Source organism: Borreliella lanei (genome assembly GCF_014205895.1).
Classification (GTDB): Bacteria; Spirochaetota; Spirochaetia; order Borreliales; family Borreliaceae; genus Borreliella; species Borreliella lanei.
This window is the reverse complement of the sequence record NZ_JACHFC010000003.1, coordinates 167644-188891: the sequence shown is the minus strand read 5'-3', so window position 1 is coordinate 188891 and position 21248 is coordinate 167644. Positions and strand designations below refer to the sequence as shown.

Genomic DNA, 21248 nt, shown 5'->3' with positions numbered 1-21248 from the left:
GATAGATATGGCTAGGGCTAAAAATGGTACAGTTCACGTTGCAAGGCGTAAGCGAATTTTAAAAAAAACAAAAGGGTTTTGGGGTACAAAAAAGAGTAATTATAAAAAAGCTAAGGATACCTTGAGAAAGGGCATGATGTATGCCACAAGAGATAGAAAGGTTAGAAAAAGAGATTTTAGACGCTTGTGGATTTCAAGAATTTCGGCTGCTTTAAGTGATACTGGGGTTACTTATTCAAGATTTATTGAGGGTTTATTGAAGTCTAATATAAAAATTAATAGAAAAATTTTGTCTAATTTGGCAATTGAAGATGTTGAAGCTTTTAAAAAAATTGTTTTAGAAATAAGAAAATGAAAAATCAAAACTCCTGGGAGGTTTAATTTTAAGAATTAGAGTTATTTTTTTGCGACATCTCATAAAATTTAGGAATTTGAATATTTTTAGTCAATGATAGCTAAAAGCAATTCAGAGGTTAAGAATAAAAATTCCGCCTTGAAAAATAGCGCTAAATAAAAATGTTCTTATGTTGGCTTTTTGGGAGTTTAATTTATTTAAGGATTATTATTGTGCAGCTTATTTCTCTTAATAATATTGAAAAGCAAGAGAGTTTCATACACTATAGAAATGTATATTTTGCTGATGTTATTTATAAGTATAATGACATCTTAGAAATCAAAAAAGTCAAGTTCGTAATTGAGGCTACACCCTTGGGAGAAAAGCATGTTACTATTGATTTTATAGATCTTTTAAATTATCCTGTTTTAAAGCTAATGGTTGCAATTAAAAGGTGTGTAATTGATTTGGAGCTTAAAGGTAAGCTCCCTTGATTTTAGAATTTAAATCCGAAAAAAAAATGATAAATTTTTCCAAATCTTTTTTTTATCCTTTGCCAATTGGTAAGATATTTGTTTTAAGTGGTGATATGGGATCTGGAAAAACTAGTTTTTTAAAGGGACTTGCCCTTAATCTTGGAATTTCTTATTTTACAAGTCCAACTTATAACATTATTAATGTTTATGATTTTATAGATTTCAAATTTTATCATATTGATTTATATCGGGTGTTTTCTTTAGAAGAATTTGAGCTTGTTGGGGGATTAGAAATACTTATGGATCTTGATTCAATTATTGCTATTGAATGGCCACAAATTGCTTTGAGTATTGTTCCAAAAGACAGATTATTTTCTTTAACTTTTAAAATAGTCGGTTCAGGCAGGGTTGTAGAATTTAATGATTAATACACTTGCATTGGAATATTCATATAAAGCATTGATAGTTTATTGTAGAATTAATAATAAGAATTTTTCATTGGTTGAACTTAAATCAAATTTTAATTTTAGTGTTCCAAAAATTTTCAATGATTTTGTAATTAAAAATAATATAGATCTTAATCAAATTGAATTAATTATAAATTCTTGTGGCCCCGGTTCTTTTACTGGCCTTAGAATTAGTTTAAGTTTTGTCAAAGGTCTTGCTTTAGGTCTTTCTATTCCCTTTGTCAATGTTTCCACATTAGATGTTTTTGCAAATTTAGTTAAAAACAGCCCCAGTGTAATTGTATTAACTTTTACTGCAGGTAAATATTTTCTTGGGCATTATAAAAGTTGCGAATTGATAGGGAGGATTTTGTGTTTTTCTAAGGAAGATTTGTTTGAATATCTAAATCAGATTGATCCGAATTTAGTGCTTATTGGGAACAATCTTGAGGATGTTTGCAAAGAATTCAATTGTAAATTTAAAATCATTGAAAATCTAAATTCGTTTGGAAAAATTTTGACAGAACTTGGAATAGCTAAATACTTAAAAAATCGCAAAAGTGATGATATTTTGTCAGGACCTCTTTATATAAGACAAAGTGATGCAGAGGTTAATTTTCATTCTTGAAATAATGATTAAATAGGCTTTTAATTTTACTTATATTGTGTTTGTCTTTTAGTAGTGATTTTTTATTTTCTTCTATAATAAATTCATAAATTTCAGATCTAAATATTTTAATGTTTTCAGGGGCCTTAATTGCTATTTTAACAGCATCCTTTTTTATCTCTAATATTAAAACTTCAATATCAGAATTTATTTTAATACTTTCATTTACTTTTCTTGACAATACTAGCATCTTTATTCCTTGAAAACTTTATGGTGTAGTGAATATTTTTCATTTGTGCATATAGCTTGTTTTCCAAGTAATTTTTTTTTGTTTATTATGATTGGTGCTTTTAAGTTGGCTGTAATGTCTTTATAATCATTGACATGCATATTAATTATGCATAGTATAACTTTTTCATCTTCTGCTTTCGCCTTAATGTCCGACCAATCTTTTTCCTGGATATTTGGTAAGTATTCGCTTAAAAAATTAAAAGGAGATGTTACCAAAAAACTTACGTCTTTATTGATGGATTGCATAATAGAAAAAGGCTTATACTTAGAGTCTTTTATTATAAATTTTTTAATGTTTTCAAATCCAAGTATTCCTTCGGGAAAATCAAATTCTATACTTTTTTCATCTATCATTCTATTTTATAAAATCTAATAGGGTTGTTTGCATTATTTTAGCAGAGATTCCTATAGATACTTGATAAGCTAAGCTTGCCATATTTAAATTGGTTATTGCTTTTGTTACATCAAGATCTGTATATTGAACCATATCTTCTTTCATATCTGCAGCCTCTTTGCTTATTCTTTCATAGCTTCTATCAAGTCTATTTTCTTTTGCTCCAAGATCTGCAACGGATATAAGTAATCTTTTTAAGCTTTCGTCAATTTCTGCCAGGCTTCTGCTTCCAATAAGCTCTTCTTTGTTATTATAAAGTGTGTCTCTAAGCTCAATAAGAGCATCGAAAATAGATCTGCTTCTAACTTCTGTACTGCTAGAAAGGTTGTAAGGAGGTAGTTTGGTATCATTGTTTTTAGTAAGTATTCCAAGTGTTTGCAAAACATTTGATTCTTTTTCTTCTGTTATCCAAATTTGGTGTGGAGTTGTAGTTTTGATAGATAATGAGTTTAAAACCGGATCAATGCTTGCTTCAACAGGTGCTGAAGATTCATTGATTTTTGCAACAATGTCAAGAGCAGTGTCTCCTGCTGTTAGTCCTATCTCAATATTGTCAATATAAATTTTTGTATTTTCTTTTACGGCAAATCCATTAGTGTTTATTGATGAGATTATATTTTGGTTTTGTAAGAAAAATATAACATTTCCAGGATAATTATTTGACATATGAATATCATTGTATACTTCTGTTTTTTTTTCAGCTTGGTTGCCATTGTATTCTACTTTGATTATTTGGGGGCCTGCACCGTCTTTGCTTGTTTTGCTTATTTTATTCTCTCTAGTTACCTTAAACGCCTCACTATCAATTTTAGTCCCTGAGAATATGCTATATCCATCAGGCCCTTTAGCGTTTGCTATTGCAACAACATCTTCAAGCAAAGCATTTACTTCTTTTGATATCATTTTTTTGTCATCTGCTTCATAAGTTCCGCTTGCTCCCTGAACGGCAATTTCTTTAGCTCGTGTTAAAATGTTTGTAAGAGATTGTAAATATCCTTCCGTATACCTTAGGTTGCCTTTAGAAATACCAATATTTTTTATGTATACATTAATTTTAAATATGTCATTATCTAGCCTTATTGCGTGATTAACACCTGTTGGATCGTTTCTTAGTTTTATAATCCTTTTACCTTTGTATAAGTTTTCTAAAAGTTTTGTAATTTTAGACTCTTGCTCTGCTGTAGAGGTTTTAAAATTTTCATATGTTAATGGATGACTTACTCTATTTATCATGCTTATACTCCCATTTTATTTATTACTGTGTCTATTAGTTCAGCAGAAACAGTGATAAATTTACTTGCTGCAATAAATGCTTGTTGAAATTCGATCATGTTTGCAAGTTCTTCATCTTTGTTTACTCCAGAAATAGACATTCTTAGATCTGTTAAATCTTTTAATATTTGAGATTGGCTTTCTTTTGTGATTTCTGAAATTTGTCCTTTTATTGCTATATTTGATGCTGTATTTGCAAAGTAATCATTTAGTGTTAAATTTTTGCCAATCATAATCTGAGAATTTCCAAAAGAGGAGATTCTCAGCGCTGCTTGGTTATCTCCAATGGATATTTCATTTGTTGGATTTTTAATTCCTGATGCTATTTTTGAAGGATCTGAGTCTATTGTATCTGCAACTTTTATCCATGCTGCAGGATTTTTTAGAGGTGAGATTGAATAGGTTGATTTAGGTGCCAATTTGTCTGTTGTGTCAATATTTTTATAATCATAAGCTCCCTCAGGTCCAGATGCATTTAATATTCCTGTGTATTTTGTTAGAAATAATCCAGAATCTTCTAGGTGCTTGATTTTAAATGTTATGTTCTCATCTTCTTGTTCTTTAACTGCTTTGATTTCAAACTTGCCTTCTGAGTTAATTCTTGCTGTAACTTGTGCGTTGGAATTGTTTATTCTATTTATCACATCTTGAACTGTATCTGGAGCATTGTAGGGTATTTCTATAATCTCATTGCTATTTGTAGTCCCAAATTTAAGAGTTCCGTAAAATCCCAATTTTTCTTCTGGAAATATTTCGTTTGTGCTATTAATTTTGAAAATATGAACTGAATCAAACTGGCCATTTCCGTTAGTATCATATCTACCTCGATCATCAGTTAGTTTTAGTTCTTGAGAAAAAAAGCTTCTTCCATTTTTTTTATCCATTCCATATCCTGCTTCATGTATTTCGTTAACAAGCTCTATAATGTTGACAGCTATATTATTTAGTTCATTGATTTCATTTTTAACCTCTTTGTCTCTTATGTTAAGCAAAGATCCCAGTTTTCCCGTTTTAAGGTAAGTTTTGTCATTATTTGTCCATAAAATGTTCCATCTAGTCCTGGTAGGTCCGTTTGTAGCTTCTAGTTTAAATTCATTTGCAATTGAACCTTGTACGAGGTGTCTTCCTTCTGAGTGGATTAAAAATTCATTGGGATCTTGTTTGTTTTCAATTGATATACTTATTATATTGCCTAATTTTTCAACCATTAAGTCTCTTGCATCCATTAAGTCATTTGGATTGTCTTTCATTGCTTGAGATTTTGCAATTTGTTTATTAAGACTTGCAATGTTTCTAATGTAATTGTTTGCCTCATCTGTTGTAATTTTTATTTCATCGTTTGCCATTATGTAAATTCTTTCAAGCGAATGGAATCTGTTTCTTATTCCTTCGCAGAAAGATTTGCCCCTTTCTAGAATTATTTTTCTTTCTGCTAAACCTTGTGGTTGATTTGCTAGATCGTGCCAACTTTCCCAAAAATCATTTAATCTTTTTCTTATTGATTGATCCTCAGGTTCGTTATAAACATCTTCTAATATTGATATAAACTTGTCTTGTGAGGTCCAGTATCCTAGTCGGTGTGATTCTTCAATGATTCTTGTGTTAAGTAGTTCATCTTTTACTCTGTCTATAGATTGGACCGCGATTCCCTGGCCCAATTGTCCTTGCTTTTTAGCTCTGTTTAATTGTGGAGCGTAAAGAGGAATTTCGGTTTTCATTGTTACTCTTTGCCTTGAATATCCAGGCTTTGTAGCATTGGATAAATTGTGTCCAACTGTATTCATAGCATCTTTATGTGCAAATAAACTTCTTTTGCCAATTTCTATTCCTGAAAATGTTGAATCCACTCTAAACTCCTTTAAAGTTTTTTATTTATTAAAACGGAAGCTTCGTTTGAGCGTCCAATTTTTGGCCCGTAAGGGTTTTTGTAAGTTACATTTTCTACGCTTTCTTGGATATCTTGGAATATTATTGATAACATGTCAAGGGACGTGTTTACATAGTTTCGTATTATGTAGTTTAAATTTTTGATATTAAGTATTCCAATTTTCAATTTGTGTAGATAGTCGTATATTTCTTGTTTATAAATTGTAGTCAATTTTTCTACAGCTTCGTAAGTTGACTTAAAGTTTTCATTTTGAGTAAATTTTTTCCAAATTTCGTCTCTTTTGCTCTCAATTTCTTTAAAACTTTCAAGCAATATTTTTGTGTTGTTTGCAATCTCTTTAAGTCCCGTTTCATTTTTATTGTCGATATTTTCTTTTATTTTTAAGTATGAATTATATATTTCTTCTACTAAGAGAAGCTCTTTTTTTAAGACTTCTCTTAGTTCAATTTCAAGTTTTGTTTTCATTTTTATAAAATTAATTATAAGCTATTATAAACATATTTACAAATCAATTTTGTCTTTTTTATTGTGTTATAATACATTAAAGTATGAGTAAGTTTTTTGAGAGAGATGATGATATTGTAGCTCTTGCAACTCCTTTTTTAAGTAGCGCCTTATGTGTGATTCGTAGCAGCGGCACTTCTTCTATATCTAAATTTTCTAAAATCTTTTCAAATCATTCAGCTCTCAATTCAGCATCTGGGAATACGATTCATTACGGTTATATATTAGATAATGAGAATGATTGCAAGGTAGATGAAGTTGTTGTTTGTTTATATCGAGCACCAAAGAGCTTTACAGGGCAAGATGCTATTGAAGTTATGGCGCATGGTTCTGTGATTGGGATTAAAAAGATTATAGATTTGTTTTTAAAAAGTGGGTTTAGGATGGCTGAACCGGGTGAATTTACTTTGCGAGCATTTCTTGCTAAGAAAATTGATCTTACAAAGGCAGAGGCAATTCATGAGATTATTTTTGCCAAAACCAATAAAACTTATTCTCTTGCAGTTAATAAACTTTCTGGAGCTTTGTTTGTTAAAATAGATTCAATAAAAAAAAGTATTTTAAATTTTCTCTCAGCTGTCAGTGTTTATCTTGATTATGAGGTTGATGATCATGAGATTAGTATTCCTTTTGACTTAATTTTAAGTAGCAAAGCTGAACTTAAAAAATTAATTAATTCCTATAAGGTTTATGAAAAAATTGATCATGGTGTTGTTTTGGTTTTAGCAGGCTCTGTTAATGCTGGAAAGTCTTCTTTATTTAATTTGTTTCTCAAAAAAGATAGATCGATTGTCTCTTCATATCCAGGCACTACAAGAGATTATATTGAAGCAAGTTTTGAGCTTGATGGTATTTTATTTAATCTTTTTGATACAGCAGGACTCAGAGATGCTGATGATTTTGTTGAGAGATTGGGAATTGAAAAAAGTAATTCTTTAATAAAGGAAGCATCTTTAGTAATTTATGTGATCGATGTTAGTTCAAATTTAACAAGGGATGATTTCTTATTTATTGATTCAAATAAATCTAATAGTAAAATATTATTCGTTTTAAATAAGATAGATTTGAAGATAAATAAGTCCACTGAGGAATTTGTTCGCTCAAAGGTTTTAAATTCTTCAAATTTAATAATGATTAGTACTAAAAATTTAGAAGGAATAGATATTCTTTATGATAAAATAAAGGCTTTAAGCTCTTATGAGAGAGTTGAGATTGGACTTGATGATATAATAATATCATCAAGTCGTCAGATGCAACTTTTAGAGAAAGCTTATGCTTTGATTTTAGATTTACTAAGTAAAATTGATCGTCAATTAAGTTATGATATGTTAGCATTTGATGCTTATGAGATTATCAATTGTTTAGGGGAAATAACAGGAGAAGTTAGTAGTGAAGATGTTCTTGACAATATGTTTAAGAATTTTTGTTTGGGGAAATAAATATGGATTTTGACGCGATTGTTATTGGAGGAGGGCATGCAGGAATTGAAGCTGCTCTTGCTCTTTCAAGGTTGAATTTTAAAACTTTAATGATTACTCAAAATTTAGATACAATAGGTAAACTTTCTTGTAATCCTGCTATTGGTGGGCTTGCTAAGGGTAATATGGTTAGAGAAATTGATGCTCTTGGTGGTGAAATGGGTCGTATTATTGATTTTAGCATGATTCAGTTTAGAGTTTTAAACAAAAGTCGTGGTCCTGCAGTTCAAGCTCCACGTGCTCAAGCTGATAAATTAATGTATCAAACCAAGGCCAAGGAAACTTTAGAACGTCAAGACAATCTTGATCTTTTTCAAGATACAGTTGTTGATTTTCTTCTTAATTCTATGAGAAATGAAATTGAAGGTGTTGTTACAGAGAGAGGCAATAAGTTTAGATCAAGCGTTGTGGTTCTTACAACGGGGACGTTTCTTCGAGGTAAAATATTTATTGGTGAGTATAGAGCTGATATGGGTAGGCTTGCTGAATTTTCTGCTTATGGGCTTGATAAAACTTTACTTGGTCTTGGATTTGAAATGGGGAGGCTTAAAACTGGTACTCCAGCAAGAATTCATAAAAAAAGTGTGGATTTTTCAAAGACGGAGGTTCAATTTGGAGATTCAGACATTATTCCTTTCTCTTTTTCAAATGGCAAGTTAGATAAATCTCAACTTTCATGTTATGTAACCTATACCAATAAAAAAACTCACGAAATAATTAGCGAGAATATGCACCTGTCACCTCTTTATTCTGGTGAGATTGTGGGTAATGGTCCAAGATATTGCCCTTCTATTGAGGATAAAATAGTAAAATTTAAAGATAAAGATAGACATCAAATTTTTATTGAGCCTGAAGGGTTTAATACTGAAGAAATGTATCTTAATGGTCTTAGCTCTTCTTTGCCTGAAAATATTCAGCAAAAATTGATTAACAGTATTGAAGGTCTTGAGCATGCTGTTATTACAAGGCCTGGTTATGCTGTTGAGTATGATTATATAAATCCAATTGAACTTTATCCAAATCTTGAGAGTAAAAGAGTCAAAGGACTTTTTATAGCAGGTCAAACCAATGGCTCTTCAGGGTATGAAGAAGCAGCAGCTCAAGGGTTAATGGCTGGAATTAATGCTGCTCTTAGACTTCAAAATAAAAGGCCAATGATTTTAACAAGAACTAGTTCTTACATTGGAGTTCTTATTGACGATCTTGTTACCAAGGGCACTAAAGAGCCTTACAGAATGTTTACTTCTAGAGCTGAGCATAGACTTAATTTAAGGCATGATACTAGCGACAAGCGTTTGATTAAGATTGGACATGATCTTGGGCTTGTTGATAAGGAGAGATATTCAAGATATCTTTTTAAGGAGAGGAGAGTTGAAGAGATAAAGGAGCTTTTAAAGCAAAGGCGCCTTAGTTTAAAAGATGTTGCTGATGAACAGTTAAAAAAACATGTTAGTAAAGATTTTTACCATATTTTAAAAGATCCTTCTATTAGTTTAGATAATCTTATAAAGATTGATCCAAGTTTAAGTGATTCAAAAGTAATTTTAGAACAAGTTGAATTAGATGTTAAATATGAGGGTTATATTAATAGACAAAAAGATTTGATTAAAAGGCTTGATAATTTAGAGCTTGTCAAGCTACCATTTGATTTTAATTATGGGATTATTGAAGGCCTTTCAAGAGAAGCTAGAGAGAAATTTTCCAAGATTCAACCAGCTACTCTTGCTCAAGCAAGTCGAATTCCTGGAATAAGAAGTACAGATATTACTGTTTTGTTAATATATTTTTCAAATCCTAAAAATAAGGTAGTTATAAATTTTTCTTTATGATAAGTGACATTGAATTTGCTTTGTCAGAACATAATTTCCAGTTTGCTTACAGGGATCTTGAGAAAATAAATTTATATATAAAGAGAATTTTACTTTTAAATACACGATTTAATTTAATTTCAAGTAGTAATAGCAATTTTAATTCTATTCTCAATCTACACGTTATAGATTCTCTTTTGGGATTGTCTACTGTTAAAGAGATTAATCCTTTTGAAGTTCTTGACGTTGGAAGTGGTGCTGGATTTCCGGGCATTATTTTGGCTATTTTTGACACTTCTAGAAAATATTATCTTTTAGAGAGAAGTAAAAAAAAGTCTACTTTTTTGAAAATGATAAAATTAGAACTTGATTTAGAAAATGTAAAAATTTTAGAATATGAGATTGAAAGAGAAAAAAAGAAGTATGAATTTATTACAATTAGAGCTTTTAGAAGTATGAATGAATATGCATTAATTTTAAAAAATCTTTTAAAGAGTGGAGGATTGATTATGGCATATAAGGGTAAATTTGATAGAATTAACCTTGAAGTCAATCAGATTAAAAATTTATTTAGTAAAATAGAAATAAAGTCTTTAAATTCAAAATTAAGAGTAGATAGAAATTTGGTTTTGCTTTACAGATAATATTTATTATCGTTTAAGTTCAATTTATATTTTAGATTGATTTTGACTAGGAGTATTATGAAGAGTAGTTTTCAGATAGATTCAGAAGTAGAGAATGCATTACATTTGATAAATAAATTTAGAAGAGAGGTTGCAAGCAGAGTTCTTGGTCAAAAAGAAATGATAGATGCTATTTTAATGGGTCTTTTAACAGATGGGCATGTTTTACTTGAAGGTGTTCCAGGTCTTGCCAAGACTCTTGCAATTCAAACCGTATCTGATGTTCTTGATCTTGAATTTAAGCGCATACAGTTTACCCCAGATCTTTTGCCATCTGACCTTACTGGTAATATGGTTTATAAAAGTGCTACAGGCACTTTTAAAGTTAGAAAAGGTCCAGTATTTTCAAATGTTATTTTAGCAGATGAAATCAACAGGGCTCCTGCAAAAGTTCAGTCTGCTCTTCTAGAGGCTATGGGAGAAAGACAAGTAACTCTTGGAGACGAAACGCATAGACTTCCGGATCCGTTTTTTGTTCTTGCTACTCAAAATCCAATAGAGCAGGAGGGGACTTATAATTTGCCAGAATCTCAACTTGATAGATTTTTATTAAAAGTTAATGTTCATTATCCATCAGTGCAAGATGAAGTAAGGCTTTTGAAAATATTTTCAGTAGATGGACGTCTTGAGAATATTAAAGTTGCGAAGGTGATGAATGCTTATTCTTTGGCTGATATTAAGAGAACGGTTGGCAGAGTAAAAGTTGATGACAAAATAATGCTTTATATTGTTACTTTAATCTCGGCATCTCGCGAGAGAGATAAGAAAACATATCCCTTTGCCAAATATATTGAATTTGGCGCATCTCCTAGGGCTTCTCTTAGTTTATTAAAGTGTGCTCGTGTTAATGCTCTTTATGAGGGGCGAATATTTGTTCTACCAGAAGATGTCAAAGCTGTTGCTTACGGTGTATTAAGGCACAGAATTACACCATCTTATGAGGCAGAGGTAGAGGAAATGAGTATTGATGATATTATTAGAATGCTTCTTTCTGCTGTAGCACTTCCTTAGGAAATAATTTTGAAATGATACAAGATAATGAGATAAGTAGTAGTACTAAAACTAGGATAAAAGCTTTAAAGTTCTTTTCAAGGAAAATGCTTTCAGAGCTTAATTTTGGTGGGTATCGTTCAATTTTTAAAGGTCTTGGCCTTGAATTTCATGAATTTAGGCCATATGAGGATTCTGATGATGCTAGATTTATTGATTGGAATGTGAGTTCAAAAGCTGATAGTATTTTTTCAAAGGTTTTCAAAGAAGATAGGGGAATGAATCTTCATCTTCTTGTTGATAATTCACTTTCCATGAGCTTGGGAGACAAGGTAAATAAAAAGGATGTTCAGGATTTATTGGTTTCTATTTTTGCACATATGGCATTTTTTAATAATGATAAAATAGGTGTTACTTTTTTTTCAAGTGGAACAGACAAGTTTATACCCTCTAGCAAGGGTCATTCACACTTAGGATTGATATTAAGTGAAACGATTAATAGAAGTCTTAAGCCGGGTAGCAGCTTGGCTTATATTTTTAAAAATACGGCAGAATATTATAAAAAAAGATCTTTAGTTATAATTATTTCTGATTTTAAGGCAAATGCTTATTTTAAATCTTTAAATGTTTTGAGCAAGAGACACAATGTTATTGCTATAAGAATTTCAGATTTTTTTGATGAAAATTTTCCTAAAATTGGGACTTTAATTTGTGAAGATATTGAAACTGGAGAAAATTTTTTAGTTTCAGGGTTTAGTAAGTCAACATTAATTGGTTATAAAAACTATTGGACGCTTGATAAAATAAAATGGAAAAAAGAATGTATTAAAAAAAATATTAGTTTTATTGAGATTGATACTAAAGAAGATGTTTTTAAAAAACTTAAAATTCTTCTTAAAAAGGGACAATAGATTTTGAAGAGAGCTATTTCAAATCTTTTTCTTTGTTTAACCTTATCTTTGCATTCTTATGAAATAAAAAATGAAATATTTATGCCAACTCGTTATTATGTAGGTGATTCTGTTGATTTTAAAGTTTCATTGATTTTAAATGATGGTGAAGAGTTTTTCCCTGTAGATTTTAAAGATATTAATATTAAAGATGAATTTGTTGAAATAAATTCGATTAGTTTTAATGACACAACAAATGAAATAATAGTTAATTTTGTTTCTTTTTATATTGGAAGCAGCTCTCTTCCTTCTATTTATATTGGGGATGTAATTAGCAATGGTAAGAAAAACAAGGTTATTCTAAAGAATATAAAAATTAATACAGATAAACTAGTATCTAATAATTCTGATTTTAAAATTAAAAATATAGAAGGCGTTTTATTTATTCCTGGAACAAGCACCTATTTGTTTTTATTCATATTTATTTTGTTTTTGATTCCTTATTTGATCATTAAGCTTTTAAAGCTTTTAAATCGGCTTTTGATTTACTTGATAGTTAGGCACGGACTTAGAAAGCCTTATAAAGTATTGCAAAGGCAGTTTGTTATTTTATCTAAGTACGTTAGAGAAGGTGGAGATCAAAGTACATTTTATAATTTAATAAATTCTTCTTTAAGAGTTTATTTATCTAAAAAAACCGGTTTCGATTTTAATGCGATTACTACAACAGAAATTTCTATAATTTTGCAAGATCTTAAGGTTCCTTACGAGATTCGTTCAACTTTTATTAATACGTTAAGACTTTCTGATTTTAGTAAATTTAGTGGTGTTGATTTAGTATTTGATAGTTTGTCGTTTGTTTTAGAGGATTTAAGAACCGCAGCATTGAATTTTGAAGAATTTAATAGAGGTGTTAATGTTAACATTTAATGAGCCTTTATATTTGTTTTTATTGGTAATTTTTCCTTTAATAATTTATTTTAATCATTTTTTTAAAAATAGAGGGGGCAAGATAAAGTTTCCAATATCGCCTTATGGCAATTTCAACTCCTTAAAACTTAAGGATTATAGATTAAATTTGATGTATTTTTTTACTTATTCTTTTTTATATTTAGCTGCAATGGTTATGGTGTTTGCTTTAGCAGGTCCTTCAGTTTCAAAAAAGAAGATGATACATCTTAGTGCTGGTGCTGATATTGTTATTGTTCTTGACATATCGCCTAGTATGGGGGCTATTGAGTTTTCTTCTAAGAATAGACTTGAATTTTCAAAAGAATTGATTAGAAGTTTTATTTCTCAACGCGAAAATGATAATATTGGTTTGGTAGCTTTTGCAAAAGATGCTTCAATAGTAGTGCCTATAACAACAGATAGGGAATTTTTTAATAAAAAGTTAGATGATATTTATATTATGGATCTTGGCAATGGCTCTGCCTTAGGACTAGGTATTTCTATTGCGCTATCTCATTTAAAGCATTCTGAAGCTTTTAAAAGGTCAATAGTGGTTTTAACGGATGGGGTTGTTAATTCAGATGAGATTTATAAAGATCAAGTGATCAATCTTGCTCAAGGTTTAAATGTTAAGATTTATTCTATTGGTATTGGAAGTTCTGAGGAATTTAGTGTTGAGTTTAAATTAAGATCTGGAAAATTTTATCAAGGAAGTCTTAAAGAGGTTTATGATCCTAGTATGCTTGTTGAGATTTCAAATAAAACGGGGGGGCTTTTTTATTCGGTTAATGATGATTTTTCTTTTCAATTTGCAATTCAAGATTTTTCAAAAAAGGAAAATTTGGAGAGAAAAATTAAAATAGCTGTGGACAATAAAGATATTTATAAAGAGTTTTTAGTTTTAGCGCTTTGCTTATTGCTTATTTATTTTATTTTTTCAAAAATTTTCTTAAAAGAGATACTATGAGTATAAATAATTATAGTGCTTTATACTTTTTTTTGATTTTATTGTTTATTTTTTTTGTATGTGTGCTTGATTTTAGACGAAATATTCCGTTTTTTAAAACTTTAAGTTTCATGTATGCAGACAATTCCTATATTCAAAATTATTACATTAAAAAAGTTCTCATGACAATGTTTTTTATTTTGAGCTTGATTTTTTTAATTTTATCCATTTTGGATATTTCTTGGGGACAAAGAGCTGTTGAGGATGAAAGAAGTAAATTAAGAATTTCTTTTATTTTTGATATTTCTCGTAGCATGTTAAGTGTGGATGAAGGTAAAATTATTAATAGGCTTGAGAGTGCTAAAAATATGATTAGTTTAATTTTAAGTAATTTTGAGAATGCAGAATATTCTCTTACTATTTTTAAAGGCAAGTCTATATTGGTTTTACCTTTTTCTAAGGATAAAAACAGTTTAAACAAGATGTTAAATTATATAGAGCCTGATTTAATAAGCTCCCCGGGGAGTTTTTTAGGAGATGCTGTTTTTAGTGTAATCTCTAGTTTGCAAGATGACTCTTATTATAATTTTTTAGTTATTTTAACAGATGGTGATGATTGGGGAGAAAATAATTATTATAGGTTTTCTAAATTTGTCAATAATTTAAAGTTGGAAAGTTTTGTGGTTGGGATTGGCGGGAGTAATCCCGTTTTATTTAATAAAAACTTAAGTATTAAGGATAAAAATGGAAATCTTATTAAAACCGGGATAAATGAAGAAAATTTACTTCTTCTTGCCTCTTCTCTTAAAGGATCATATTATAATTTGTATTTAAAAGGGATTAACTTTGTTGTCAATGATATAAGAAATGGTATAATAAGAAGAACGTCAAACGACATTATACTTGTTGATGTATCAAGATATAAAATTTTTTTGGTTATTTCATTATTGTTTATTTTTATGTATTTATTTGTCAGGATGATAAAGTGGGACGAAACTTTTTAGCAGTTTTATATGTTTGCTTTTTGTGTTTAGGTTTTTTGTCTTGTTCAAATGTTAAGTCCATGTCTTTAATGGCTATTGGCAATTACGAATATGTTAGAGGAAATTATCAAAATGCAATTTCAAATTATTATAATCTTGTAGAGGACAAAAAATATTCTGCTTGGGGATATTACAATCTTGGTGTTGTATATTATTCCTTAGGTGAGTATGAAAGTTCTCTTAGAATATTCTCTTATGCAAAGAAGACCAATGATATTTTTTTAAATTTTAATGTCAGTTATAACGAGGGGATAATATACTATAATCAAGGACTTTATCATAAGGCTGAGATGGCTTTTAGAGAAGCTTTAAAGATTAATCCTGGCAGTTATAATGCTAAATATAATCTTGAACTTGCAATAATAAAAAAACGAACGGTGCGCGATAGTTTGAATTCTTTAAGTATAGAAAAAAGTAAAAATTTTGTTGAAAGTAATGAAAATTTTTTAAGGTATATTGAAAATCTTGAGAGGGTTGTATGGTTGAGAAAAATAGACGAGGATCTAGTTGTTCCAAAAGAAGATTGGTAATATTATTTATTTCTTTTTTTTCAATCGCAAGACTTTATTCGCTTACGGGTATTGATTTTGTTAAAAATATTAAAGTTTTAAAGGGCGACAAATTTATTCAGATTGTAAGGCTTAACAATCCTTTGCAAGATATTGACATAAATTTGCTAAAAGTTGAAATAAACAAAGAAATTCAATCCAATTCCAATGTTTTATCAATATCTAGGACAACAGATAATAATAACTTTTCTTTTATTGAGATCAAGGTTGAATATCTTTTTGAGAGTCTGGGATTTATTAAGATTCCTCCATTAAAAGTAATTTATAAGGGTGATTTTTATTTATCTTCAGAGGTTGAAGTTAGTGTGCTAAGAGCTGATGAAATAAATTCTTTTGGTTTGCCAGTTGATTTATATTGGGATCTTGATAAAAAAGAAGTTTATGAATATCAAAGCATTGGGTTTGTTTTGCGTTCAAATTGGCTTTCAGATAGTAATTCTAATGAAATGTCTGGATTTTTGCCTGCTATTAAAGATGCAATGGTTGAAAAGATGCCTATATTTGGAGATATTAAATATAGAACTTTTCATAATAAAGAAATTTTAGATGTACCTTTTTATAACTTTGTTCTAACTCCTCTTAAGGGTTCAAAGAATGTTTTGATTCCCAGTTTTTCTTTTAATATTGGTTCTGGTCTTGTTAGGAATACTCCCGAGCTTTTATTAAAAGTAAAACCAATTCCTGGAGAGGTTAAATCTTTAGCAGTAGGAACTTTTAGAATTGATTATGAGACCCCAACTTATTCGACAATTGAGCAAGATATATTTACTATTTTAATAAAAATTACAGGTCAAGGGAATTTTCCACATTTTTACTTTCCAGAGATTGAAACTTATAATTCTAAAATTCTTAATAAAAAGAAAAATTATAGCTTTAAGCCTTCTCAAAATGGATACAAGGGCAGTATTTCTCAAATTTATACAGTTAAGCCTGACACTAAAGGTAGTGTATTTTTAAATATTGGTGATTTTAATTATTTAAATCCCGACAATGATACAGTTTATACCCTTAAAGGGAAAAAATTAAAATACGAATATTCAGGAGAGTTTAACAATATAAACAAAATACAAAATAATGTAGATTCTGATTTTAAGCTATTATCTTATACCGATATTTTGAATTATAAAAATAAAACTTTTTTATTTTTTGTTTCATACTATTATTTACTTTTGATTCCAGGATTTTTATTATCTTTAGTTATTTTAATTAACTATAAAAAATTTTTTGCAGCATCAAGTTTTGGACTGGTTATTTTAATATTGGCTGTTGGCATTAGTTTAAATGCTGTAAATGATGGTTTATTGTCAGAGAAAAATATAAATGATTTGATTGAAAACTATAATACTAAAAATTATAATGCTGCACTTATTAAGATTGATAATATTCTTAAAAAATATCCAAATTATTCAGGACTTTGGTTAAATAGAGCTCTTGTTTTAAGTAAAATGGATAGGGATTTTGATGCTATTTATTCAGCTTATAAGGCATTTTTGGCTTCTCCGAATAATGAAACCTCTTATAAAGTTATTGATTTGATTGAAGCAAAAAATGGAGTTACAGACAATGTTCGTAACAATAGTTTTATTTTTTCTAATATTTTTTTTATTATTAGCTTATTTTTGATAAACTTTTTAGTCGTATCTATTTCTTATAGATTTTTGGCAAAAAATTTAAAAAAAATAATTATATTTTTACTTTTTTCTGCGACTTGTTTTACTATATTTGAAACATATTATTTTTATTATGAGCAACAGTCTGAGGTAGGAATAATTAAGGGTGATTTGGTTTCTCTTTATAAAGTTCCTGACAATTTTTCAAGGAGTTGGAGATTTTTAAAAGGAAATGCAAGTGTTTATATTCTTGACAGTAAAGACGATTTTGTTCTTATTCAAACAAGTTATGGACTTCAAGGCTGGATTCACAAGAATTTTATTGTTTCTTTAAAAGATAATTTGATCTAAAAAATAAATATTTACAACATTCTGAAAGTTTTTTAAAAGGGTTTAATTTTATTTTTCCCTGTATACTATTCTGCCTTTTGTAAGATCATAAGGAGATAGTTCAACTTTTACTTTATCACCAGGAACTATTTTTATGAAATGTTTTCTCATCTTGCCAGATAGATGAGCAAGTACAATGTGCTTGTTTTTAAGCTCTACTCTAAACATGGTATTTGGAAGGGATTCTTTTACAACTCCTTCAGTTTCAATAGCTTCTTCTTTAATATTCAAGATAACCTCCATAATTTTCTCTAATAGGATAAATTTTACATGATTAAACATATCATTTCAATTATTCTTTTTAAGAATAAAAGCATTATTTTTTGTTTACATTATAAGAAATTGTGTATATAATTACACGAAGTTTTTTAAAAATGTAATTTATAGGGAGGTATCATGCAAAAAGCTATTTCTGAGCATGAGTTTGTTGAAGAGATCAAAAAATTTCTTTCAGCTGAAAAAAAAGAGATATTAGATTCTATTAAGTCTGTAGAAAATAGCAAAAAGGAAATTATTAATAATGATATGTATCCAAAGGATGTTGTAGACATTGCTTTTGATAATATGGATGGAAATAATCTTGAGGCGTTAGGTTTTGTTGAAAAGAGAAAGTTGAATTTAATAAATCAAGCTCTTTATAGAATTTCTCAAAATTCTTATGGTAAGTGTTTGGCTTGTGAAAAAGAGATTGCTAGGGAGAGACTTCTAGCTATTCCTTATGCTTTTTTATGTATTAGTTGTCAGACAAAAAAAGAAAAAAAGAGCAAAAGATGATACATCTTAAGTTAGTTATTTAATATTGTAATTTCTACTCGCCTATTTTTAGCCTTTAATGGGGAAGATTTAGGATATTTTGGTTTTTGAGATCCCCATCCTTTAAATAGTATTTGGTCTTTGTTTTTTACTTTCATTTTTATTAAATAATTTCCAATTGCACGAGCTCTTTTTTCAGAGAGCTCAAGCATTTCTTCTTCTAATTCAAATTGTTCGGTATGTCCTTCTATTAGTATGTTATTTTTTTTAAATTTTTCAAGAAGTTTGGCTATAAGGTCAATTTTTTTATATTCTTTTTGTAGTATTTGGAATGAGTTGGGATAAAATTCAATGTCTAAGCTTAAATTAATGCCTTTATTGTTTTTTTCAACGTCAACAGCTTTTATTTTTTTTTCTCGGATGTAATTTTCAACTTCAGTTTCAATAAGATTGTCATTTGGAAGCTCGATTGAAACTATTCTGCCAAGAGAGTTTCCAATTATTTTAAAATGTTGGTTGTTGTTTTGATTTATTTCAAATATATATTTATCGCTATATTTATATGTATTGCCGATTTCATTATCAAAATAAATTTTTTGGTCCACTTTTTGATAGAAAGAGATGTTTTTTACATTGTATTGTGATTCATAATTCGAAAGAATTATGTGGTAATGCTTGCCATTGTATTCTTCTTTGCCTTTATATTCGTAGTTAACATTAAATTTTACAACGAAATCTTTTATATTTTTATCTATTTTTGACGCTTCTATATATTCTTCTGCAGGATATGTCCATTTTTCATTTATTTTAATTGGTGTTTTTGGAAATCTTGGAATGCCTCTAACAGAGGGTCTTTTTTGATTTGCTCCTATTATATATTCTCCTTGCTTATTTACGCTGAAGGTTTCTTCAAATTCTTCATTTAATAGGTAAGGTTCATTAATATTTTCTCTTTTTAAGATTCTAAAAAAAGCTTTAATGTTTGCAAATTTTTCTTTTATATCTTTTATTTCACTTGAAATCTGAATATTGGTGGTAGAACTTGAATTATAATGGCCGTTGAAATATATTTTTTGATTATCTGTACCTTCTAATCTAAACTTCGAACCTTTAATGTATTTAAATTCAAAGATTTCAGAAGAAAAAGCTAAGCTTTGAACTAAAAATAATATCAATAGTACAGTAGCTTTGATGTTCATTAATAGATTTTATCATAAAAGTATTTAATTTTAAATTTTTTTTAAAATTGCTATTTGATATGTTGTTCTGATCTGATATTGATTATAATTTATAACACAGTAAGAAATTATTTAAATTATTAATTAATAGAGGTTTTATATGAAATGTAAAAAAATAAGTATTAATTTAAACTTAAAAAGAAAAAGTGGTATTTTGCTTAACATAAGCTCTTTGCCATCTAAATATGGCATTGGGGATTTAGGCAAAGGAGCTTATAAATTTATAGATTTTTTGTTTGCATCTTCTCAAAGTTATTGGCAAATGTTTGCTTATTCTCCTATTGATTTTACAAGATCTCCTCCCTATTCAATTTTTTCGGCCTTTGCTGGTAATGTTTATTATATTGATTTAGAAGCCATTGACAAATTTATAGATTCAGATTTGGGCCTTTTAAAGGAAAATGAAACCAGGTATTCTGATTTAAAAAAATTGAGCTTTAAAGATAAATTTCTTAAAGAAGCTGCTTTAAACTTTATTAATAGAGCTTCGGCTGATGAGGTTAGAAGCTTTGAAAAATTTAAAAAAAAGTCTTCTTATTGGCTTTTAGATTTTGCAAGTTTTGTTGCATTTAAAGAATATTTTTTTAAAGAATCAAAGGATGCTTTTAATGTTCTTTTTGATAGAGGAATTCTTAAAAGAAATGAAAAAGATTTGTTTAAATTGAGAAATATTCTTTCAAAAGAGATTAAAGTGCAAGAGGTGTTGCAATATTTCTTTTTTTCACAGTTTCAAGCTTTAAAGCGCTATGCAAATGACAAGGGGATTGAGCTAGTTATTAACATGCCTCTTTTTATAGCTTATGATTCTGCTGATGTTTGGGCACATCAAAAATATTTTAAGCTAAGGTTTGATGCAAGCAAAGATAAGGTTGCAGGAATTTCACCAGATTATTTTTCAGAACAAGAGCAAGCTTGGGATAGTGCAGCTTATAGTTGGAATGTTTTAAAGAAATTTAAGTACGAATGGTGGGCAAAAAGGATTGGGGTTTTAAGAAAGTATGCAGATATAATTAAAATTGATCATTTTAAGGGTTTTGTTTCTACTTGGGAAGTTAGTGTCGGTGAGACTTATCCTTTAAATGGGTTGTGGGTAAAATCACCAGGACGAGATTTTTTCAATTTTATTTTAAATGAAGTTAAAGATTTAAAAATTTGGGTTGAAGATTTTGAAAATGATCTTGAAGATGTTTCAAGACTAAGAGATTTTTTTAATTTTCCAGGAATGAAAATGATGAAGCTTGCCTTTGATTTTGATTCGGGCAATCAAAATCTTCCTCATAATTATATTAAAAATTGTATAGTTTATACAGGAATTACTGATAATGATACAATACGAGAGTTTGTTGACTCTTTAGATGATTTGCATAAAAAGTACATTTTTGATTATTTAAATACAAATGAAAATTTTGTTGTTTGGGACATGATAAGAAGTGCTATGGGCAGTGTTTCTGATAATGTAATAGTGCCAATGCAAGATTATATTAATTTAGGAGATGAATTTAGGGCAAATGTCCCAAAAAGTGCTTTAGATAATTGTATTTTTAGATTATTAGAAAGTGATTTAGATATTGCTTTGAGTCAAAATATAAGTTTTATTACAAGGCTTTATGGCAGGGCTTAAGATTTTTAAGAGCAAAGTTGTTATAAAATTTAAGTATTTTTGAATTTAATTGGGATGCAATTGTTC

The 21248-nt window shown here is 28.9% G+C and carries 23 protein-coding genes; 16 read left to right on the top strand and 7 right to left on the bottom strand.

Features of this window, described 5'->3' with window-relative positions; translation table 11 throughout:
- Positions 1-7: 7 nt before the first annotated feature.
- From rplT to tsaB, 4 genes are all read left to right on the top strand, one after another.
- Positions 8-355, top strand: a complete 348-nt coding sequence (gene rplT, locus HNQ06_RS04150) for a 50S ribosomal protein L20 (protein ID WP_184107683.1) — start codon at positions 8-10, stop codon at positions 353-355.
- A gap of 212 nt (positions 356-567) precedes the next feature.
- Entirely contained in the window at positions 568-828 is a 261-nt protein-coding gene (locus HNQ06_RS04145) for a hypothetical protein (protein WP_184107682.1), read from the top strand.
- Positions 825-1238: a tRNA (adenosine(37)-N6)-threonylcarbamoyltransferase complex ATPase subunit type 1 TsaE gene (gene tsaE / locus HNQ06_RS04140; RefSeq protein ID WP_184107681.1), complete on the top strand. Its 414-nt coding sequence runs from the start codon at positions 825-827 to the stop codon at positions 1236-1238. Before HNQ06_RS04145 ends, tsaE begins: the two co-directional genes overlap by 4 nt.
- The gene (tsaB, locus tag HNQ06_RS04135; RefSeq protein ID WP_184107680.1) at positions 1231-1884 is read left to right on the top strand and encodes a tRNA (adenosine(37)-N6)-threonylcarbamoyltransferase complex dimerization subunit type 1 TsaB; all 654 of its coding nucleotides are present in this window, start codon (positions 1231-1233) and stop codon (positions 1882-1884) included. Before tsaE ends, tsaB begins: the two co-directional genes overlap by 8 nt.
- Here the strand turns inward: tsaB and csrA are convergent.
- Genes csrA through HNQ06_RS04110 form a run of 5 tightly spaced genes read right to left on the bottom strand, consistent with a single transcriptional unit; the run spans position 1868 to position 6173 of the window.
- Entirely contained in the window at positions 1868-2113 is a 246-nt protein-coding gene (gene csrA / locus HNQ06_RS04130; RefSeq protein WP_008882526.1) for a carbon storage regulator CsrA, read from the bottom strand. The genes tsaB and csrA overlap by 17 nt on opposite strands.
- 2 nt (positions 2114-2115) lie before the next feature.
- Positions 2116-2508, bottom strand: coding sequence for a flagellar assembly protein FliW (gene fliW, locus HNQ06_RS04125; protein ID WP_184107679.1), 393 nt, complete (start codon positions 2506-2508; stop codon positions 2116-2118).
- 1 nt (position 2509) lies between these two features.
- Positions 2510-3781 carry a flagellar hook-associated protein 3 gene (locus HNQ06_RS04120; RefSeq protein ID WP_184107678.1) on the bottom strand — a complete coding sequence of 424 codons (1272 nt, stop codon included), beginning with the start codon at positions 3779-3781 and terminating at the stop codon, positions 2510-2512.
- 2 nt (positions 3782-3783) lie between these two features.
- Positions 3784-5667, bottom strand: coding sequence for a flagellar hook-associated protein FlgK (gene flgK / locus HNQ06_RS04115; RefSeq protein WP_184107677.1), 1884 nt, complete (start codon positions 5665-5667; stop codon positions 3784-3786).
- A gap of 11 nt (positions 5668-5678) precedes the next feature.
- Complete coding sequence (locus tag HNQ06_RS04110) at positions 5679-6173, bottom strand: flagellar protein FlbF (RefSeq protein ID WP_184107676.1); 495 nt, start codon at positions 6171-6173, stop codon at positions 5679-5681.
- An 83-nt stretch (positions 6174-6256) separates the two neighbouring features.
- Here HNQ06_RS04110 and mnmE point away from each other — a divergent pair, with 83 nt between their 5' ends.
- Genes mnmE through HNQ06_RS04060 form a run of 10 tightly spaced genes read left to right on the top strand, consistent with a single transcriptional unit; the run spans position 6257 to position 17531 of the window.
- Positions 6257-7651 carry a tRNA uridine-5-carboxymethylaminomethyl(34) synthesis GTPase MnmE gene (gene mnmE, locus HNQ06_RS04105; RefSeq protein ID WP_184107675.1) on the top strand — a complete coding sequence of 465 codons (1395 nt, stop codon included), beginning with the start codon at positions 6257-6259 and terminating at the stop codon, positions 7649-7651.
- Positions 7652-7653: 2 nt separating this feature from the next.
- A complete protein-coding gene (gene mnmG, locus HNQ06_RS04100; RefSeq protein WP_184107674.1) occupies positions 7654-9519 on the top strand; it encodes a tRNA uridine-5-carboxymethylaminomethyl(34) synthesis enzyme MnmG in 1866 nt (621 codons plus the stop codon).
- Positions 9516-10142 (top strand): 16S rRNA (guanine(527)-N(7))-methyltransferase RsmG, encoded by a 627-nt coding sequence (rsmG, locus tag HNQ06_RS04095; RefSeq protein ID WP_184107673.1) that lies wholly within the window; start codon positions 9516-9518, stop codon positions 10140-10142. The genes mnmG and rsmG overlap by 4 nt, the downstream gene beginning before the upstream one ends.
- Before the next feature lie 57 nt (positions 10143-10199).
- The gene (locus tag HNQ06_RS04090; protein WP_184107672.1) at positions 10200-11192 is read left to right on the top strand and encodes an AAA family ATPase; all 993 of its coding nucleotides are present in this window, start codon (positions 10200-10202) and stop codon (positions 11190-11192) included.
- A gap of 14 nt (positions 11193-11206) precedes the next feature.
- Positions 11207-12082 carry a DUF58 domain-containing protein gene (locus tag HNQ06_RS04085; protein WP_184107671.1) on the top strand — a complete coding sequence of 292 codons (876 nt, stop codon included), beginning with the start codon at positions 11207-11209 and terminating at the stop codon, positions 12080-12082.
- A gap of 3 nt (positions 12083-12085) precedes the next feature.
- Positions 12086-12991, top strand: a complete 906-nt coding sequence (locus tag HNQ06_RS04080; RefSeq protein ID WP_184107670.1) for a hypothetical protein — start codon at positions 12086-12088, stop codon at positions 12989-12991.
- Positions 12978-13979, top strand: a complete 1002-nt coding sequence (locus HNQ06_RS04075; protein WP_184107669.1) for a vWA domain-containing protein — start codon at positions 12978-12980, stop codon at positions 13977-13979. Before HNQ06_RS04080 ends, HNQ06_RS04075 begins: the two co-directional genes overlap by 14 nt.
- Entirely contained in the window at positions 13976-14962 is a 987-nt protein-coding gene (locus HNQ06_RS04070) for a vWA domain-containing protein (RefSeq protein WP_184107668.1), read from the top strand. Before HNQ06_RS04075 ends, HNQ06_RS04070 begins: the two co-directional genes overlap by 4 nt.
- Positions 14944-15531 (top strand): tetratricopeptide repeat protein, encoded by a 588-nt coding sequence (locus HNQ06_RS04065; protein ID WP_184107667.1) that lies wholly within the window; start codon positions 14944-14946, stop codon positions 15529-15531. The genes HNQ06_RS04070 and HNQ06_RS04065 overlap by 19 nt, the downstream gene beginning before the upstream one ends.
- Positions 15525-17531, top strand: a complete 2007-nt coding sequence (locus HNQ06_RS04060) for an SH3 domain-containing protein (RefSeq protein WP_184107709.1) — start codon at positions 15525-15527, stop codon at positions 17529-17531. The genes HNQ06_RS04065 and HNQ06_RS04060 overlap by 7 nt, the downstream gene beginning before the upstream one ends.
- Before the next feature lie 48 nt (positions 17532-17579).
- Here the strand turns inward: HNQ06_RS04060 and infA are convergent, their stop codons facing one another.
- Positions 17580-17801, bottom strand: a complete 222-nt coding sequence (infA, locus tag HNQ06_RS04055) for a translation initiation factor IF-1 (RefSeq protein WP_006433515.1) — start codon at positions 17799-17801, stop codon at positions 17580-17582.
- A gap of 165 nt (positions 17802-17966) precedes the next feature.
- On the opposite strand from infA, the gene HNQ06_RS04050 reads away from it, so the two are divergent.
- Positions 17967-18344, top strand: coding sequence for a TraR/DksA family transcriptional regulator (locus HNQ06_RS04050; protein WP_184107666.1), 378 nt, complete (start codon positions 17967-17969; stop codon positions 18342-18344).
- 11 nt (positions 18345-18355) lie between these two features.
- Here HNQ06_RS04050 and HNQ06_RS04045 read toward each other — a convergent pair whose 3' ends face one another.
- Positions 18356-19522, bottom strand: coding sequence for an OmpA family protein (locus HNQ06_RS04045; protein WP_184107665.1), 1167 nt, complete (start codon positions 19520-19522; stop codon positions 18356-18358).
- Between the two features lie 139 nt (positions 19523-19661).
- On the opposite strand from HNQ06_RS04045, the gene malQ reads away from it, so the two are divergent.
- Positions 19662-21182: a 4-alpha-glucanotransferase gene (gene malQ / locus HNQ06_RS04040; protein WP_184107664.1), complete on the top strand. Its 1521-nt coding sequence runs from the start codon at positions 19662-19664 to the stop codon at positions 21180-21182.
- Positions 21183-21248 lie beyond the last annotated feature (66 nt).

Coding starts and splice junctions, on each gene's coding strand:
- HNQ06_RS04050 (WP_184107666.1), top strand. CDS start 17,967: ATGCAAAAAGCTATTTCTGAGCATGAGTTTGTTGAAGAGATCAAAAAA.
- rplT (WP_184107683.1), top strand. CDS start 8: ATGGCTAGGGCTAAAAATGGTACAGTTCACGTTGCAAGGCGTAAGCGA.
- fliW (WP_184107679.1), bottom strand. CDS start 2,508: ATGATAGATGAAAAAAGTATAGAATTTGATTTTCCCGAAGGAATACTT.
- HNQ06_RS04075 (WP_184107669.1), top strand. CDS start 12,978: ATGTTAACATTTAATGAGCCTTTATATTTGTTTTTATTGGTAATTTTT.
- HNQ06_RS04070 (WP_184107668.1), top strand. CDS start 13,976: ATGAGTATAAATAATTATAGTGCTTTATACTTTTTTTTGATTTTATTG.
- HNQ06_RS04090 (WP_184107672.1), top strand. CDS start 10,200: ATGAAGAGTAGTTTTCAGATAGATTCAGAAGTAGAGAATGCATTACAT.
- HNQ06_RS04120 (WP_184107678.1), bottom strand. CDS start 3,781: ATGATAAATAGAGTAAGTCATCCATTAACATATGAAAATTTTAAAACC.
- HNQ06_RS04110 (WP_184107676.1), bottom strand. CDS start 6,173: ATGAAAACAAAACTTGAAATTGAACTAAGAGAAGTCTTAAAAAAAGAG.
- tsaB (WP_184107680.1), top strand. CDS start 1,231: ATGATTAATACACTTGCATTGGAATATTCATATAAAGCATTGATAGTT.
- csrA (WP_008882526.1), bottom strand. CDS start 2,113: ATGCTAGTATTGTCAAGAAAAGTAAATGAAAGTATTAAAATAAATTCT.
- malQ (WP_184107664.1), top strand. CDS start 19,662: ATGAAATGTAAAAAAATAAGTATTAATTTAAACTTAAAAAGAAAAAGT.
- mnmE (WP_184107675.1), top strand. CDS start 6,257: ATGAGTAAGTTTTTTGAGAGAGATGATGATATTGTAGCTCTTGCAACT.
- HNQ06_RS04085 (WP_184107671.1), top strand. CDS start 11,207: ATGATACAAGATAATGAGATAAGTAGTAGTACTAAAACTAGGATAAAA.
- rsmG (WP_184107673.1), top strand. CDS start 9,516: ATGATAAGTGACATTGAATTTGCTTTGTCAGAACATAATTTCCAGTTT.
- HNQ06_RS04045 (WP_184107665.1), bottom strand. CDS start 19,522: ATGAACATCAAAGCTACTGTACTATTGATATTATTTTTAGTTCAAAGC.
- mnmG (WP_184107674.1), top strand. CDS start 7,654: ATGGATTTTGACGCGATTGTTATTGGAGGAGGGCATGCAGGAATTGAA.